The organism is Allofrancisella heilbronnii (genome assembly GCF_000710735.2).
Taxonomy (GTDB): domain Bacteria; phylum Pseudomonadota; class Gammaproteobacteria; order Francisellales; family Francisellaceae; genus Francisella; species Francisella frigidaquae.
Genome location: NZ_CP144673.1, coordinates 523,856 through 540,623, shown reverse-complemented (window position 1 = coordinate 540,623; position 16,768 = coordinate 523,856). Strand labels below are relative to the sequence as shown.

Below are 16,768 nucleotides of genomic sequence, written 5' to 3'. Positions count from 1 at the left end.
TGCTAGATCAATATAGAATTAAGACTGGTAATTAGGGGGTTCTTTTGTAATAGTTATATTATGCACATGAGATTCATTAAATCCAGCCCCTGTTATTTGCACAAACTTTGGCTCTGTACGCATTGTAATTATATCTTTTGAACCGGTATATCCCATACTTGATCTTAAACCACCTATCAACTGATGAATAACAGCTGAAAGTAAACCTTTGTATGGTACACGCCCTTCAACCCCTTCTGGAACAAATTTTTTAGCTTCTGTGTTTCCTTGAAAATATCTATCAGATGAACCTTTTTCCATAGCTCCAAGAGAACCCATACCACGATAAGATTTATAAGAGCGACCTTGAAACAACTCAACCTCTCCAGGAGACTCTTCTGTTCCTGCAAATAAGCCTCCTATCATGACTACTGAGGCGCCTGCAACTATTGCCTTAGCAATATCTCCTGAATACCTAATACCTCCATCTGCTATCACAGGAACACCTGTATCTTTCAACGCCTCTGCCACGTTTGCAATAGCTGTTATTTGCGGGACACCAACACCTGCTACAATCCTAGTAGTGCAAATTGAACCAGGACCAATACCTACTTTTACAGCATCAGCTCCTGCTTTAATTAAATCTTTAGCAGCTTCTGCTGTAGCAATATTACCACCTATTACTTGTATGTGTGGGTATGTGTCTTTAATCCACTTAACCATGTCAAGTACACCTTGAGAATGCCCATGAGCAGTATCTACCACTATAATATCAACGTCTTCTTTAGCTAAAGCTGCTACTCTTTGTTTAGTATCAGCTGCTGTACCAACTGCAGCGCCAACTCTAAGACGTCCTAAAGAGTCTTTACATGCATTTGGTTTATTTTGTGATCTTTCAATATCCTTAGTCGTTATTAAACCTACTAATACACCATCATCATTAACTACGAGTAGTTTTTCTATTTTGTGCTCATGGAGTTTTTTCTTGATTGATCCTTGTGATGAGTTTTCAGGCACTGTTACTAACTTTTCTTTAGGTGTCATTATTGAACTAACTGGTTCATCAAGGTCCTTAGCGAATCTAAAATCACGCTTAGTGACTATACCGACCGTCTGGTTATTCTCATCAACTACAGGAAACCCAGAAAAGTTGTATTCTTTTGCTAGCTGCATGATTTGCTTAATTGAGTCTTGTGATTTTATCGTGATAGGGTCAATCACCATACCATTTTCAAACCTTTTTACCTTTTTAACTTCTTGGGCTTGTGCCTCTATAGACATATTTTTATGTACTATACCAATACCACCTTCTTGAGCTATCGCTATAGCTAATCGAGATTCTGTAACTGTATCCATAGCAGCTGATACAAGTGGTATATTTAACTGAATATCTCTAGTTATGTTTGTTTTTAAATCTACTTGGTGAGGAAGTACATTTGAGTATCTAGGTGAAAGCAATACATCATCAAAAGTAATTGCTTGTTGAGTAATTCTTAACATTAATGATCTCCGTAATTAAAATCTAAAGGTTTTGAATTTAATTACATCAAAATTGTATCACAGAATAAAAAATTTGCTATAGATGTTAAAAATTTAATTTAAAAGGACAAAAAGTTATTTTGCTTGAGATAATAAATAATGAGTCAAAAGTGGTACAGGACGTCCACTTGCTTTACAATTTGTAAAATCTCCCATTGCTGAACCTGCTATATCCAGATGCGCCCATTCATAATCTTCTGTAAACTTAGACAAAAATAAAGCCGCTACAATAGACCCTGCTGATCTATCTCTATTACAGTTATCTATATCTGCTACCTTACTTTTAATTTTATCTAGATAAGGCTTATGTAAAGGCAACCTCCATACCAAATCATTAGAAGCTTGCGCTGCTTGCTGTAAACTATTTGCCAGCTTATCACTATTAGAAAATAAACCAGAAAAAGCATCGCCTAAGGATATAACCATAGCTCCCGTTAAAGTCGCCATATCTATAACTGCTTTTGGCTTGTATTTACCAATGTAAGTTAATGTATCACATAAAACAAGTCGACCTTCTGCATCTGTGTTACTAACCTCTACTGTTATACCTTTCATACTTTTAAGCACATCACCTGGACGATAAGATCTAGAATCTACCGCATTCTCTGCTAAAGCCATCACACCTACCACATTGATAGGAAGATTAAGCATTGCTAGAGTTTTCATAGTCCCCATGACGACAGCAGCGCCACCCATATCCATTTTCATAGTATCCATACCAGCAGCAGGCTTTATACATACCCCGCCATTATCAAACACTAAACCCTTACCTACTAACACTATAGGAGCTTGATCCGCAGCGCCACCATTATATTTCATAGATACAGTATAATTTGGCATATCTGAACCTCTACCAACAGCTAAAGCACAACCCATGCCCAGCTCTGCCATTGCATCTTGACCCAAATACTCCAAATCAAATTTGTCATATTTAGAGGTAAGCTCCCTAGCTTCATTAAGCATATAATCAGTATTACAAATATTAGCTGGTAAGTTCTGTAAATCCTTAGCATAATTTTGCCCACATGCTATAGCAGAACCTATTTGAGCAGCTTGCTTAAGGTCTTGATTACCTGAATAAACTAACTCTATATGGTTTAAACTATAGTTTTCTTTTGTTGTTTTTAGCTCATCAAAGACATAACTTTCTGATACTAAAGCCCTAATAGTTTCAGACGCAAACTGCCTTATATCAAAGCTTTCAAATACATAATTTATATTGATTGCAACTTCTTCTATACTTAGTTTCTTCAAAAAATCACATGCTTTAGTAATAGCTTTATCATACTCTGAACTTAAAAAATCTTGTCTTAAACCAATTCCTAAAAGTATTACTGTTTTTTCACCATGTAATAAGGGAAGAGCTTCCCCAAACTTAGCCTTAAAAACTCTTTTTTCCAGTATTTTTTTTGAATTTGGACACTTAGTTTGAGCCACCAATTTTTGTAAATTTTCTTGAGCAACAATTATCACTTCCGAACTTAAGCTAACATTATCAGTTATAGTCAATTTCATATATTCTTATCTTTACTTTACTAGTTATTCGAATATAATACCAAAAAATGCTTATTAACGCATCCAATTTAAGAATGAAGCTTATTATTAGTTGCTGACTTTTATTGATAAAAATTATAGAATTATAAATAGCTTAATAAAAATTACCTGTGATAAATTTTGATTCTAGAAAAATACTATAACAGAGACATTGTAAACACTTTTACTTCCATAACCTTATTTATCATATCTATAGTATCTGCTAACTTACTTATTAGGCTTTTCCAAAAAGCTTATTCACAAGGCTTGGGTATGGATACTATCATAAAGTTTGTAATTTTAACATTACCTCAGAACGTAACTTTTGTTATTCCAGTAGCTATGTTCTTAGCTATAATTCTGTGTTTTGGTAAATATTTCTCAAACAATGAAATGTTTGTAACCTTAGCTGGTGGAGTTACATGGCTACAAATAGCTTTAAATACTTTAAAACCTACTATTGTTTTAACAATAGCTGCTTTTTTTTCATCTATGTATCTGATACCTTTAGCTAACCAAACGACTGATGTATTTCAAACCTCATTATCAGCACGTGCCTTAATATCCTCAATAACAGACGGAAAAGTACTTACTATACCAAACGGTAGAGTGTTATACATCAATAATAAATCTGGAAACAGACTAAATGACTTGTTTTTATACCAGCAAACTTTAAGGGATAAAGATTATAAAATTATTACCGCGCCGCAAGCTACAGTTAAAACAGATAAAACAGCCGCTTTTTTAAACTTCACAGATGTAAACATATACACACGTGAGTTAAACTCATTTAAAGCTACTTATGGTACTGCTGATAAAGCAATATATACAATCTATGATAACTCTATTCGTGATTATAATCACTATAGGATGGATAGATTATATTTTGGAGAATTAGTTACAAACTCTTTAAAAGGAAAAAACAGGTTTACTGCTGAACTTTTCTCAAGATTTAACAACTGTATCAGTATAATAATCGCTAGCTTGCTTGCACTTTCACTATGTAGATTATATCCACGCCAGAACAAGTACGCCAAGCTTCTTCCGTCTGTGATAGTTTTAGCCTTATATTTGTGTTCGGTAATGTTTACTAACACACTGATGGCAAAAGGTAATATCCCAGCTTGGGTAGGAATTTGGCTACCACACATTTTCTTTGCAGTGTTTGCAATAAGAACTATCAAAAAACAAAATGGGACATCCAATAAAAGGTAAAAAGATATGTTTTTAAATCGCATTGATCGCTATGTCTTTAAAACAGTATTAAACAGTTTTTTGATTGTTACTACTATTTTTTGTATTTTATTCTTTATTTTTACATATTTAGCACAAGTTAGTAATAGCCATAACAACGCTAGTAACTGGGAGCTGATTGTAAATACCTTATACCAATTACCAGGAATCTTATATACCCTACTACCTGCTTGTGCTATGGTAGGCGCACTTATGGGCCTTAGCTTACTAGCAAATAACTCTGAAATTATTGTTCTTAGGTCTTCAGGACGTTCAACTTTTCAAATTGCTAAAGGAGTTATTATCGTTGGATTAATTGGTGCTTTTATTGCCGTAGTATTTGGAGGTTACGTAGCTCCTGTATTACAAAAACTTGCTGATACTAACACCGTACAATACAACAGTAATAATATATGGCTAAAAACATCTGATGGAATCACTCATATACAACATATCAATCCAGAAAAAAGGTCTGCTACTGCAATTAGTAAATTCATAATAGATGACAACCAACTAAAAGAAGTTCGTTTTGCAGCTACAGCAAAATACGCTACGGATAATGTAGCAAATGCTTACAATATTAACAAAATTATTTACCCAACCTCAGATAAGCAAAAACAACTCGAAATTGTAAAAAATATAAGTCAAGACAAATGGACAAATCCTCTACCTTTATCTGTAGCTAGAATTATAACAATTAATGACAATGATTATTTAAGCTTAACGCAATTAACAAAATTTATGGTTTCCAACACTCAGGCTAACGATAATACTTTGTCTTTAAAATTCTGGCAAGAAGTGTTTCAACCAGTATCTTTAATGGTCTTAATACTAATTTCCGTACCCCTTAGTATCGGTTCTAACAGATCATCCACCCTTATTATCAAACTTATCTTGGGTGCGCTTTTTGGCTTTTCATTTTTTATAATCAATCAAATTTTTGGACCTATAGCACTTATACTACGTATACCGCCTATTTTTGGTGCAGCTGGACCAACCATAATTGCATTAGCTCTGCTAATATACTTATTTATCAAATCAAAAGAAACTTAAAATATGCAAATATATACATACTCCCTTAATAATGGCCTAAATATATATATAAAACCCAATAAACGAGCACCTGTTGTTTTATCCCAAATATGGTATAAAGTTGGGTCAACTTATGAGCCTCAAAAGTTAACTGGCATTTCCCATATGCTCGAGCATATGATGTTCAAAGGCACAGATAAATATTCTAAAAAAGATATGAACAGCTTAGTGGAAAATAATGGAGGTATTCAAAATGCTTTTACTAGCTTTGACTATACTGCTTATTACCAATTTTGGCATAAGAGAAACTTAGAATTAAGTTTATCATTAGAATCTTCTCGTATGAGTAACCTTATTTTTGATGAAAATGAGTTTATTCCAGAAAGAAAAGTAGTTTTAGAGGAACGTAACCTTAGGGTTGATGATAAACCTTTTAGCTATGCTTTTGAAGAGTTTATGAAACTAGCATACCAAACAAATTCTCGTCATACACCAATAATAGGTTGGCGTGAAGATATTGAAAATTACACTTTAAGTAGTCTAAAGAAATGGTACCAGAAGCACTATGCTCCAAATAATGCCAGTATAGTGATAGTTGGAGACGTTGATAAAGATTCAGCGCATTCTATGATAAGAGATTATTTTGATAGTATACCTTGCTCTACTATTTCAAAGCCTAAAGAAGAATATAGTTTAATCAATTTTGGTTACAGACAATTAGAAGTTAAAAAACCACCTAATGACACATCTGCTGTAATAATGGGTTATATAACCCCTTCTTTAACTACTGAATACCAAAAAAATGATCCTTTTGCGCTAATGATTTTAAACAGTATTTTAGGTAGTTCTGATGCTTCTATCCTCCAGCAAAAATTAGTTAGAGATGAAACTTTGTGCTGTCATATAGACAGTGAATATTCACCTTTTATAAAGGGTGAAGATATATTTATTATTACAGCAATAGCGAATCATGATCAAAGCTTAGAAAACATTCAAAATAAAATTGAAAAGACTATTCATGATTTAAAAACTAATGGTATAACACAAGAACAGCTTACACGTGCTAAGGTTACTATCAAAGCAGACAAAATATTTGCTATGGATTCATTAGAAACACAAGCAAACCTTATTGGTTCATTAGCTAGTATCAATTTGGATATTGATTATTATAAGCACCTTAACAAACTTTATGATGTAACCATTGAAGATGTAAATAGAGTGCTTAACGAATACTTTGACAAACCAAATCTTACATCTGTACATTTACTAAAGGATTAAAAAAAATGATCCAAAAATTTAACATCAATGACACAAACATATACCTCCAAAAAGATACTAACCTACCTATGGTAGATATTCAGCTTAATTTTAGAGCTGGTTCTGCATTTGATGGTAAACTAAATGGTTTAGCTGACTTAGCAGTAGGCTTATTTGCCACAAAAACAAAGCTTTCTAGCGAACAAGAACTTATAAATAAAATTACAGATATAGGTGCATCGATTCATGCTGAAACTAGTAAAGAGTTTTTTTGTATTAAGGTTAGAGTTTTAAGTGAGTCCAATATATTAAAACAGATAGTAGCTATTCTTAGAGAAATCTTTACAGATCCAGATTTTGATGAAAGTATCCTTGAAAGAGAAAAAATACAAACACTTACACATATTGACTATTTACATAAGCAACCTAACTACCTAGCATCATTAGAATTTTCTAAACAACTTTTTGCTGAAAACCCTTACAGTCATCCTACTATAGGTTATAAGAGTAGTATACAAAAAATAACTATCAAAGATATTACCAATTTCTATGATAAATATATATGTGCTAATAATGCTAATATTTGTATAGTTGGTGATATATGTGAATCTGACACTCAAAATTTAGCTAAAGAAATTATAAGCTCTCTACCCAAAGGTCAAATAAACACGCAAAATTTTATCCAGTTACCAGCTGAGCCTGCTATTATAAAAAAACAATTTAATAGTAATCAAACTTCAATTTTAGTGGGTCACCAACTTCTGCTGGATATATTAGATCCTTTATATTTCCCATTAAAACTTGGTAACGAAATACTTGGTGGTAGTGGTCTAAACTCTCTATTATTTAACAAAGTTAGAGAAGAGCTCGGATTAGTTTACAACATTGGAAGTGATGTAAATATTAACCCTGATTATGGTAGCTTTACGATATCAGCTCAAACAAGTAATCCAAATTTAGCTTTAAATACCATAAAAGAAGTGTATGAAGAGTTTATTCATAAAAAAATAGATGATGAGATAGTTGAAAACACAAAAAAGAATATAGAAGGTACACATTTATTAACTTCAGTAAAAAATAGCTCAAAACTTAATATGTTGTCATCTATTGCAAACAAAAAATTACCTTTAGATTTTTTTGATAAATATGTTGAAAATATAAACTCTATAACGCCAGCACAAATTAGTCAAGCTTTCCAGCAAATCCAAAAAAATGCTGTTGTAACGGTGATAGTTGGAGATGTCAAATAGTGAAAACTAACACTGTTCGTGTGATAGCTGGTAAATATAAAAACCGTAGACTTAAATTTCCCGACATCAGTGGTCTTCGTCCCACTTCAGACCAATTAAAAGAAACTATTTTTAATTGGTTAGCTCCATATATAGATAACTGTATCTGTATAGATGCTTTTGCAGGAAGTGGTAGTTTAGGAATAGAGAGTTTATCAAGAGGTGCTACAAAAGCTATATTCTATGAACTTAATATCAAAGCTATAAACCAACTAAAACAAAACTTAGAAAACCTAGAAATTTCAAATTTTGAATTATATAAAACCGATAGTGTAAAAGCTCTTGGCACACTTAATATGCCTAACTCTCGCCTAATTATTTTTCTAGATCCACCTTTTAATAAAAACATTATTCCTAAAACACTTAATATTATACTTGAAAATAGCTTTATTCCTCAAGGAACTATCATCTATGTAGAAACTGAAAAACAAACTAATTTTAGCCTTGAAGGCTTTGAGATATTAAAAGAAAAAGAGACCTCTAACATCAAAGCTAAATTAATAATAAAAAATAATTTAAATTCTTAAAATAATCTCTACAATATATCCAAATCGAGCTTGCTCAAAATCAAGGAACAATATGCACAATTACCACATAGGAATAACGGGCCCTTTTATTTTTAGCATTATGTTTATGTTTGGAATAATCGCTGAGAGTATGACTGGTGTTATATCTTCTTCAAGACGCAACATGGATGCTTTTGGTGTAGTTGCTATCGCTCTAATCACAGCTTTAGGTGGTGGTGTAGTCAGAGATTTACTATTAGGAAACTTACCTGTAACAATTATATTGCATCCTTATTATATAGTCATATGTCTAGTTTTTTCAGTTATAGCTATCTTTACCCAAAAATATATAAATAAATTTTATAATATCTTTCTAATTCTTGACTCTATCGGTTTAATAGCTTTTGCGTACATTGGTAGCAGTATTGCTTACCAAATTTGTTATGAAGTTTTTGAAATGAGCTTTGTAAGTGTACTGGTAGTTAGCACAGTCATAGCTATAGTTAATGGGGTTGCTGGTGGAATAATGCGAGATATGATTTGTAATGACATTCCTGTAGCTTTTAAATCAGAGCTATACGCCTCTGTTGCAGCTATTGTTGGTTTTTTAAACGCTGCTTTTATCTACTTTAATGTAGATTTATATGTTAGTACTGTAGTTATTATTAGCACAGGACTAACTATCAGAATTATGACGATACTTTATAAATGGAAATTGCCTATTATTTAAGCTTATAAAATTCCACCATGAAAACGAAATTCTGTGTCTGGAGATAATATCAAATCCCTCTCAACTTCGCCTATTCTTTTAATATCATTATAGATATCGCTAGATGAATACTTTTGAGCAAATTCTAAATAAATAGTAAAATGTCGCCTTTCAGACTCTAGTAAACCATTATAAAATTTTTGGAGCTCATTATCTAAAAAAGGGGCTATTTTGGCAAACCTCTCACAGGATCGAGCCTCAATATATGCGCCTATTATTAAAGCGTCTATAAAACGGCCTTCTTTATCAGTACGCGCTGTTTTTATCAACTGGCTAGCATACCTAGATGCTGATATTGGTTCGTATTTAATATTGCGTTTTTTCAAAAGTCTCATAACTTGTTCAAAATGGACAAGCTCTTCTCTTGCAATTTTAGACATTCTAATAATCAAATCATGCTTATCTGGATACTTGTAAATATATGTCATAGCTGAAGAAGCTGCCTTCATCTCACAATAGGCATGATCTAATAGCATAAGCTCTACATTCTCTAGGGCTACATTCACCCAAGTGTCAGGAGTTTCACATAAAAGAAATTTTTCTATAGTATTGTAATTTGCATACTTTTGACTCATATTAAATTTTAAAAGTAAGAAGACCTAAGCTGATATTATAAAGCATAGAAACACTAAAGAAATACTAGAATATCTTTTATTAACTAAATATTCGCTATATACTTTTATTTAAACATAACTACCCGTGAGAACAAAATATCTATGCCGAACCTTAATATTAGTAATAAAAGAGTTGATTCTAAAGAAATAATGTATCATACAAACCTGAACGAAAGCAACATACATAGTGCCAAAATCGCTATACTGCCAGGTGACCCAAACCGTGTTGAAATGCTAGCTAAAATGCTGGATGAAAATGCTTATTATTTAACATCAAATAGAGAATACACTTCCTGGCTAGCTAAAGTTGATAATGAGAATGTTCTTGTAATCTCTACAGGAATGGGGGGGCCTTCTGCTGCTATAGGTATAGAAGAGTTAGCTATGATCGGCATCAAAAAATTTATCCGAGTTGGAACTTGCGGCACAATTCAAGAAAATATAGAAGTTGGCGATCTGATTTTAACCACAGCATCTGTAAGGTTAGATGGTACATCTTATCATTATGCTCCTATAGAATATCCTGCTGTTGCTAGCTTTTTACTGAACCAATCATTACACAACTCTGCCAAAAAATTAAATATAAAATTACATACCGGAATAACAGCTTCATCTGATACTTTTTACCCAGGGCAAGAAAGGAAAGATAGCTACAGTGGCTACGTACGTAAAAGTTTCCAAGGTTCCGTAGAAGAATGGCGCAAGCTAAACGTCTTAAACTTAGAAATGGAATCCTCTGCTATATTAACAGTATGTGCAACGTTTGGTCTAGATGCTAGCTGTATATGTACAGTTATGGCAAAAAGAACTATGACTGAAACTATAGACAAAACCAAATATTTTGAAGGTATGACTGATATAATGGCTATAATAAAAGAATCTATTAAAAATAATTTTTATCAAGAAGATTAACAAGAATATGGAAAACACAAAGCTAATTGACATAGCAATTCAAGCATCTGAAAAGGCTTATGCTCCCTACTCAAAGTTTAAAGTTGGAGCTGCTGTGTTACTTAAAAATGGTAAAGTAATAACAGGTACTAATATCGAAAATGCTTCTTTTAGCTTAACTAATTGTGCTGAAAGATCGGCCTTGTTTTATGTATATAGCCAAGGTTACCGTAAAACTGACATCGCTAAAATAGTTGTTATCGCAGATACAAAAAGCGCAGTTTCACCATGCGGTGCATGTCGTCAAGTTATGTCAGAACTATTAGATTTAGATTGCCCTATAGTATTAGCAAATAAGGCTAAAACTGATATCAAAGAAACTAATATCCAAGAACTTCTACCATATATGTTTGTTCTATAACAAAAGTTATAAACAATTTTCTTTTTTACAAAGTATTATCATAAAACTTGCTCGAGTTGCGAAGAAAATAAATAATATAGCAATCGATAGAATTTAGATCCACTTAAGGATTTATATAGATTATGGTTAACTAGGAGATAATATTATTAAAGTGCTATAACGTCGTATGCTTCTTTACCTTTATTACCATCTTTGACTTGGAAGCTAACTTGTTGACCATCTGCAAGAGTACCATTTCTAATATTTGAAACGTGTACGAATACATCTTTGCTTAAAGACTCACAGTTGATAAAACCAAAACCTTTTGCATCATTGAAGAACTTAACTGTTCCTTGTAATTTATTATTCATTATTATTCTCTTTTTGTTTGTTTAATTGATATTCGCAGATATTCTTAATTAGAAAATTAATATTTAAAGCCTTACGATTACTCAGAAAAACTAAAAAGAAGAATTTAAATGTATTGAGATAAATCTACAATGGTAAGAGTACCATAGAAAAACCTAGAAAGATACTAATATGTTTTCTTTACACAATATTTTTTTTCAGTTACTTGAATATGCTGCACATAAGATAACAGAATTTAAAAAATTTCGCACCCTGCAAAGTAGACCTATCACAATTTTGGTAAAAACAGGTTTAAGGTTCTTAATCTTAGTGTTTGTAATAGCCCTAGCTATGATTTCCACGCCAAAAATATTGAGGCTGCACCACCTAACATCTTAAGTTGGAAATAATATTTTGGTATCTTCTTGGTACAAATTTAAATTAAAAAATATTGGCAGTAAAGATGTAAATTATTGTTGTATAAACTGGTGGGTTGTACAGGATTCGAACCTGTGACCAACTGGTTAAAAGCCAGCTGCTCTACCGACTGAGCTAACAACCCAACAATGAGGACTATTATACTTATCAAAATTATGATGTCAACGCTTTCTGTGATTTTTTTCTATTTAATTCTAAAATTTCTATAGGATGCTTAATCGTATGGCCCTCTAACCTCTTAACTTGGCAGCGACAAGAAAAACCTGTTGCTATAGAATTTCTAATTCCCACTTCTTTAATTTTACTTTTCCAACTCAAATCATAGATTTGCTTAGAGGTTTTTAAATTTTTAACTGCATGACCAAAATCACCAGACATACCACAACAACCTGTTTCAACAAGCTTAATATCAACGCCAAAATGTTCAAATATTTTTTGCCAATAAGTAGCGGAAACTGCTACCAATGATTTTTCTGTACAGTGTACGAATAAACTGAATTCCTTAGCAAGCTGTCCTTGCATCTTTGGCAGAGAGTCCAGTTTCGTTACTAACCACTCTTGTATCATCTTTATTTCAAATTTTATCTCACTTTCAAGAGCTTTAGGATACTCGTCCCTGTAAACTAAAGTCATCGCAGGATCAACACCAACCATATCAATACCCATGCTAGCTACCTCATTATACAGTTGAGTCGCTTTTAAAGCTTGTTTTTTAAAATACTTTAAAAATCCCTTCACATGAGCTGGCTTTCCATTGATTCTAAATGGTGCTACATAAACATCAAAACCCATCCCTGTAAGAAAATCATAAAGAGCTAAAACTACATGGGTCTCATATAATGAAGTAAAGATATCTTGAACAATACAGACTGTTTTTGATTTTTGTTCATTTGTAAGTTTGGCTAACTTTTCTAAACTAAATTCTGGTGCATTTCGCTTTCTAAGCTCTGATTTTAAATTTAAAGAGCTTACCAGAGGAGTATCAGCAAATCCAACTATACTACCCAAACTTGCTCTTACAAACTGAATATTGAAAATGTCGTTAAATATCTTTGGCATATGTAAATTAAAGCTTAGCATAGCTTCACTATATTTAACAAAATAGTCTAAAGCTGGTCGACGGTATCTTGAGTGATAGTTTGCTAAAAATTGTGATTTCATCGCTGGAATATTTACCTTTATAGGACATCCTGTAACACAAGCCTTACAACCAAGACACTTTTCTAAAGAGTCATAAACTTGATGCGAGAAATCATCAGGAAAATCTTTTGGATTATCTAAACCCATTTTTTCTACATTTCCAACAGTTGTATAACCTTCTGCGGATAGTTGGTTTAACCACTCTCTTAAAACTGCTGATCTACCTTTAGGTGAATAAAGCCAGTTTCTACTAACTTTAGCAGAAGGACAAATTACAGTATCTAGATTATAATTCAAGCATTGAGAATTGCCATTACAATTATATGCTCCTGAAAATTGCTGTCTCATTTGCTTAGGCACTTGAGTATCTGAGTACCCTCTAAACGGCCCATCTACTGGCACTAATTTATCTTTACTTCCATCTGGTACTGTGATTTTACCAGGGTTAAGCTGATTATGAGGATCAAATACTTTTTTGATACACCCTAATGAGTGATAAAGCTCATCACCAAAATAGTTTTTTAAGTACTCACTTCTAAAACCATGACCATGTTCAGCACAAAGTATCCCACCGTATTTTTGAACTAATTGACTAACTTTTTTTGTTATTTCTGCAAGCTTTTGAGAATCGTCTGAGGAGCTCATATCTAAGGCTGGTCTTACATGTAAGCAACCAACATCAACGTGACCGAACATACCGTATTTCACACCGTAAGAATCTAAAAGCTTAGTTAATTCTTTAATATAGTCTGCTAATCTTTCAGGTGCTACAGCTGTATCTTCTATAAATGGTATTGGTTTACGATCACCTTTCATCGCTCCAAGTAGCCCCACCCCTTTTTTACGCAACTCCCATAGGCTATCCATCTCATTTGGATCTTCTGTAAGGTGAAAAACAGCCATTTTATCTAATAATAATTTTTCTAGTTTTGCTGTTTTAGCATCTAAATCATGTCTTGAGTCTGCTATAAATTCGACAAAATTTACAGCTGCTAGATTGAATGAAGTTTCTTTTTCTAACATATGCTTGATCTTATGATAAACTTCATCATCTTTGGCTATCTCTACTATATTACTATCAACTGTTTCTATAGCTGATGGATCATAAGATAATAGTTCTCTTGCTGCTCGAAGTGCTTTATCGAAATTATCATACGACACTGCAAACAAAGCTTTAAATTCAGGCTTTTTAGTGAGCTTAAGAGTTAATTCTGTAACAAATGCTAATGTTCCTTCTGACCCAGATATCAAGTAGCTAAGATTAACAGTATTATTTTGCTTATCATATGTTTTAGCTAGATTATAACCTGTTAAGAATCTACTTAATTTTGGTAACTTTTCCTCTATTAATTCATACTTATCAATAATATGCTCAACTACACAACTATATATCTTTTTCTCACTATCACTTAAGTGTTCTTCTTTTACATCAGCTAAAGTTATTTTCTTAGTAGTTAAATTTTCACCATTAATTAATGCACATTCCAGCTCTAAAATATGCTGGCTTGTTCGCCCATAAATCCTAGAACCTTTACCACATGCATCTGTATTTACCATACCACCAAGTGTTGCTCTATTACTAGGTGAAAGATTAGGAGCAAAAAAATATCCAGTATCTGCTAAAGTATCGTTTAACTGGTCAAGCACCACGCCTGGTTGTACTTTAACATAACCCTTTTGTATATTTATTTCTAGAATATTATTCATATAACGACTAGCGTCTATAATAACACCAGCACACAAAGAATGTCCCGCTGTAGCCGTGCCGCCCCCACGAGGAGAAAACTTAAGGTCACGATATTCAGACTTACTTGCCAAGCTAAAAATCTTCGCTATATCTTGTTTATCTTTTGGAAAAACTACCAACTCTGGAACTACAAAATATACGCTATTATCCATAGAAGTAGATATCCTAGAAGCATAATCTGAGTGTATATCCCCCAAAAAATGAAGTTTTTTTAACTCTTGTATAAATTTGTTGATAAGAGTATTTAATTTATTTGTTTTATCAAGTGTTGGAAGTTCTGGTTGCTTCATCTATAGCTACATAAATTGTAAAAATTTGCAGAAATTATATAAGAAAAACGCAAGAGCATAAACATGTTTATTTTTTAATGTTTTTTTATGCTTTCAGCTGTAGGTGTTACAAAAATAACTTTTGCTTACCAAACAAAACAAGACAAACCCCAAATATAAAGCTATAATTATCGCAATAAACTGATATTTTGAAAAAAACCATTTTAAGGATTAATATGAAACAGACAACTCTTTTGGTCATATTAGATGGATGGGGATATAGCGAAAATGATTATTTTAACGCTATAAGAAACGCTAACACTCCTACTTGGGACAGTATTTGGCAAGATTTTCCAAGAACTTTAATCAATGCCTCTAGTTTAGATGTTGGCCTACCAAGAGGTCAAATGGGCAACTCAGAAGTTGGTCATGTTAATATTGGTTCAGGTAGAGTTGTTTACCAAGAGCTCACAAAAATAGATAAAGCTATAGAAGAAAATACTTTTGGTAAAAACCAAGCTATTTGTGAGGCTATAGAAAATGTTCTTAGAAATGGCTCCAACTTACATATATTAGGTTTACTTTCTGAAGGCGGAGTACACTCTCATCAAGAACATATCTTTGAAATGATAAAAATAGCAAAGCAAAAAGGTGTTAAAAGAGTTTTCTTACATGCCTTTTTAGATGGTAGGGATACTCCACCACGCTCTGCTAAAGAATCTATAGAAAAAGCTGATAAATTACTAAGTAGCTTAGGGCTTGGCTATATAGCTAGTGTTTCTGGTAGATACTATGCTATGGATAGAGATAACCGCTGGGATAGAGTTGAAAAAGCTTATAATACTATAGTAAATGCTGATTCTGAGTATATATGCGATTCTGCAATCGAAGCTTTAGAGCAGTCATATATGCGTGATCAGTCTGATGAATTTGTAATTCCAACTAGTATTAAAAAGAATGATGAACTAGTAACTATTGAAGATAACGATAGTGTTATATTTATGAACTTTAGGGCTGATAGAGCTAGAGAGCTTAGTCATGCTTTTGTAGATAGTGAGTTTACTAGTTTTGAAAGAGATAAACTTTTGAAAATAAACTTTACTACACTTACAGAATATGACTCTAAACTAAAGTGTAACGTTGCATTTCCTACTGAACAGCCTGTAAATACTCTAGGTGAAGTGTTAGCTAAAAATCACAAGACACAACTAAGAATAGCTGAGACTGAAAAATACCCACATGTAACATTCTTTTTTAATGGCGGCAAAGAAGATGAATTTGAAGGTGAAAATAGAATTTTAATACCATCTCCTAAAGTTCCCACCTATGACCTACAACCAGAAATGTCAGCCCCAGAAGTTACAAATAAACTAGTGGATGCTATTAACAGTGGTAAATATGACTGTATAGTATGTAACTATGCAAACTCTGATATGGTTGGTCACACAGGTAATTATGAAGCTACAATACAGGCTATCGAATACCTTGATAAATGCTTAACTAGACTTAAAGATGCAATCTTAGACACAAATAGTAATATGTTTATAACAGCAGACCATGGTAATGCTGATATGATGGTAAACCCAGAAACACATAAACCACATACTGCTCATACTACAAACCTTGTGCCGTTTGTTTATGTGGGGCACAAAGAAGCTACTTTGAATATAGAAAATGGAAAGCTCTCTGATATTGCTCCAACTATTCTAGAAGTAATGGGAATACCACAACCATCTGAAATGACAGGTAAAGCTATTTTCAAATTTAAAAAATAAGGATTAATT

14 protein-coding genes and 1 tRNA gene are annotated in these 16,768 nt (G+C 32.7%); 9 read left to right on the top strand and 6 right to left on the bottom strand.

The genetic code is table 11. The features are described from left to right. Positions 1-18: 18 nt before the first annotated feature. Both guaB and FRA_RS02545 read right to left on the bottom strand, forming a co-directional pair. Complete coding sequence (guaB, locus tag FRA_RS02550; protein ID WP_035721695.1) at positions 19-1,479, bottom strand: IMP dehydrogenase; 1,461 nt, start codon at positions 1,477-1,479, stop codon at positions 19-21. A 114-nt stretch (positions 1,480-1,593) separates the two neighbouring features. After that, positions 1,594-3,033, bottom strand: coding sequence for a leucyl aminopeptidase (locus tag FRA_RS02545; protein ID WP_035721692.1), 1,440 nt, complete (start codon positions 3,031-3,033; stop codon positions 1,594-1,596). Positions 3,034-3,192: 159 nt separating this feature from the next. Here FRA_RS02545 and lptF point away from each other — a divergent pair, with 159 nt between their 5' ends. The 6 genes from lptF to FRA_RS02515 are packed head-to-tail and all read left to right on the top strand — an operon-like array spanning position 3,193 to position 9,098. Further along, positions 3,193-4,266, top strand: a complete 1,074-nt coding sequence (gene lptF / locus FRA_RS02540; RefSeq protein ID WP_035721689.1) for an LPS export ABC transporter permease LptF — start codon at positions 3,193-3,195, stop codon at positions 4,264-4,266. A gap of 6 nt (positions 4,267-4,272) precedes the next feature. Then, positions 4,273-5,337, top strand: coding sequence for an LPS export ABC transporter permease LptG (gene lptG / locus FRA_RS02535; protein WP_035721685.1), 1,065 nt, complete (start codon positions 4,273-4,275; stop codon positions 5,335-5,337). Between the two features lie 3 nt (positions 5,338-5,340). Then, positions 5,341-6,594: a M16 family metallopeptidase gene (locus tag FRA_RS02530; RefSeq protein WP_035721682.1), complete on the top strand. Its 1,254-nt coding sequence runs from the start codon at positions 5,341-5,343 to the stop codon at positions 6,592-6,594. Between the two features lie 5 nt (positions 6,595-6,599). Then, positions 6,600-7,823 carry a M16 family metallopeptidase gene (locus FRA_RS02525; RefSeq protein WP_035721679.1) on the top strand — a complete coding sequence of 408 codons (1,224 nt, stop codon included), beginning with the start codon at positions 6,600-6,602 and terminating at the stop codon, positions 7,821-7,823. Beyond that, positions 7,823-8,389 (top strand): 16S rRNA (guanine(966)-N(2))-methyltransferase RsmD, encoded by a 567-nt coding sequence (rsmD, locus tag FRA_RS02520; RefSeq protein ID WP_035721676.1) that lies wholly within the window; start codon positions 7,823-7,825, stop codon positions 8,387-8,389. Before FRA_RS02525 ends, rsmD begins: the two co-directional genes overlap by 1 nt. Positions 8,390-8,441: 52 nt before the next feature. Beyond that, positions 8,442-9,098: a trimeric intracellular cation channel family protein gene (locus tag FRA_RS02515; RefSeq protein WP_035721673.1), complete on the top strand. Its 657-nt coding sequence runs from the start codon at positions 8,442-8,444 to the stop codon at positions 9,096-9,098. Between the two features lie 2 nt (positions 9,099-9,100). Here FRA_RS02515 and FRA_RS02510 read toward each other — a convergent pair whose 3' ends face one another. Next, on the bottom strand, positions 9,101-9,712 hold the full coding sequence (locus tag FRA_RS02510; protein WP_035721670.1) for a MiaE family protein: 612 nt from the start codon (positions 9,710-9,712) through the stop codon (positions 9,101-9,103). Between the two features lie 141 nt (positions 9,713-9,853). Between FRA_RS02510 and udp the strand changes: the two genes are divergently transcribed. Together udp and cdd are read left to right on the top strand one after the other, a co-directional pair. Then, complete coding sequence (gene udp, locus FRA_RS02505) at positions 9,854-10,663, top strand: uridine phosphorylase (protein WP_035721667.1); 810 nt, start codon at positions 9,854-9,856, stop codon at positions 10,661-10,663. A 7-nt stretch (positions 10,664-10,670) separates the two neighbouring features. Next, the gene (cdd, locus tag FRA_RS02500; protein ID WP_035721664.1) at positions 10,671-11,063 is read left to right on the top strand and encodes a cytidine deaminase; all 393 of its coding nucleotides are present in this window, start codon (positions 10,671-10,673) and stop codon (positions 11,061-11,063) included. Positions 11,064-11,209: 146 nt separating this feature from the next. Here cdd and FRA_RS02495 read toward each other — a convergent pair whose 3' ends face one another. The 3 genes from FRA_RS02495 to FRA_RS02485 all read right to left on the bottom strand — a co-directional run bounded on the left by FRA_RS02495 (position 11,210) and on the right by FRA_RS02485 (position 15,005). Next, complete coding sequence (locus FRA_RS02495) at positions 11,210-11,413, bottom strand: cold-shock protein (RefSeq protein WP_035721660.1); 204 nt, start codon at positions 11,411-11,413, stop codon at positions 11,210-11,212. Positions 11,414-11,876: 463 nt separating this feature from the next. Beyond that, positions 11,877-11,952, bottom strand: a tRNA-Lys gene (locus tag FRA_RS02490). A gap of 29 nt (positions 11,953-11,981) precedes the next feature. Further along, on the bottom strand, positions 11,982-15,005 hold the full coding sequence (locus FRA_RS02485; RefSeq protein WP_035721656.1) for an FAD-binding and (Fe-S)-binding domain-containing protein: 3,024 nt from the start codon (positions 15,003-15,005) through the stop codon (positions 11,982-11,984). 215 nt (positions 15,006-15,220) lie between these two features. On the opposite strand from FRA_RS02485, the gene gpmI reads away from it, so the two are divergent. Further along, complete coding sequence (gene gpmI, locus FRA_RS02480) at positions 15,221-16,759, top strand: 2,3-bisphosphoglycerate-independent phosphoglycerate mutase (RefSeq protein WP_035721653.1); 1,539 nt, start codon at positions 15,221-15,223, stop codon at positions 16,757-16,759. Positions 16,760-16,768 lie beyond the last annotated feature (9 nt).

What these genes read in the sequence shown, in the direction of transcription:
- guaB (WP_035721695.1), bottom strand. Translation starts at nt 1,479, where the DNA reads ATGTTAAGAATTACTCAACAAGCAATTACTTTTGATGATGTATTGCTT.
- FRA_RS02545 (WP_035721692.1), bottom strand. Translation starts at nt 3,033, where the DNA reads ATGAAATTGACTATAACTGATAATGTTAGCTTAAGTTCGGAAGTGATA.
- lptG (WP_035721685.1), top strand. Translation starts at nt 4,273, where the DNA reads ATGTTTTTAAATCGCATTGATCGCTATGTCTTTAAAACAGTATTAAAC.
- FRA_RS02530 (WP_035721682.1), top strand. Translation starts at nt 5,341, where the DNA reads ATGCAAATATATACATACTCCCTTAATAATGGCCTAAATATATATATA.
- FRA_RS02525 (WP_035721679.1), top strand. Translation starts at nt 6,600, where the DNA reads ATGATCCAAAAATTTAACATCAATGACACAAACATATACCTCCAAAAA.
- FRA_RS02515 (WP_035721673.1), top strand. Translation starts at nt 8,442, where the DNA reads ATGCACAATTACCACATAGGAATAACGGGCCCTTTTATTTTTAGCATT.
- FRA_RS02510 (WP_035721670.1), bottom strand. Translation starts at nt 9,712, where the DNA reads ATGAGTCAAAAGTATGCAAATTACAATACTATAGAAAAATTTCTTTTA.
- udp (WP_035721667.1), top strand. Translation starts at nt 9,854, where the DNA reads ATGCCGAACCTTAATATTAGTAATAAAAGAGTTGATTCTAAAGAAATA.
- cdd (WP_035721664.1), top strand. Translation starts at nt 10,671, where the DNA reads ATGGAAAACACAAAGCTAATTGACATAGCAATTCAAGCATCTGAAAAG.
- FRA_RS02495 (WP_035721660.1), bottom strand. Translation starts at nt 11,413, where the DNA reads ATGAATAATAAATTACAAGGAACAGTTAAGTTCTTCAATGATGCAAAA.
- FRA_RS02485 (WP_035721656.1), bottom strand. Translation starts at nt 15,005, where the DNA reads ATGAAGCAACCAGAACTTCCAACACTTGATAAAACAAATAAATTAAAT.
- gpmI (WP_035721653.1), top strand. Translation starts at nt 15,221, where the DNA reads ATGAAACAGACAACTCTTTTGGTCATATTAGATGGATGGGGATATAGC.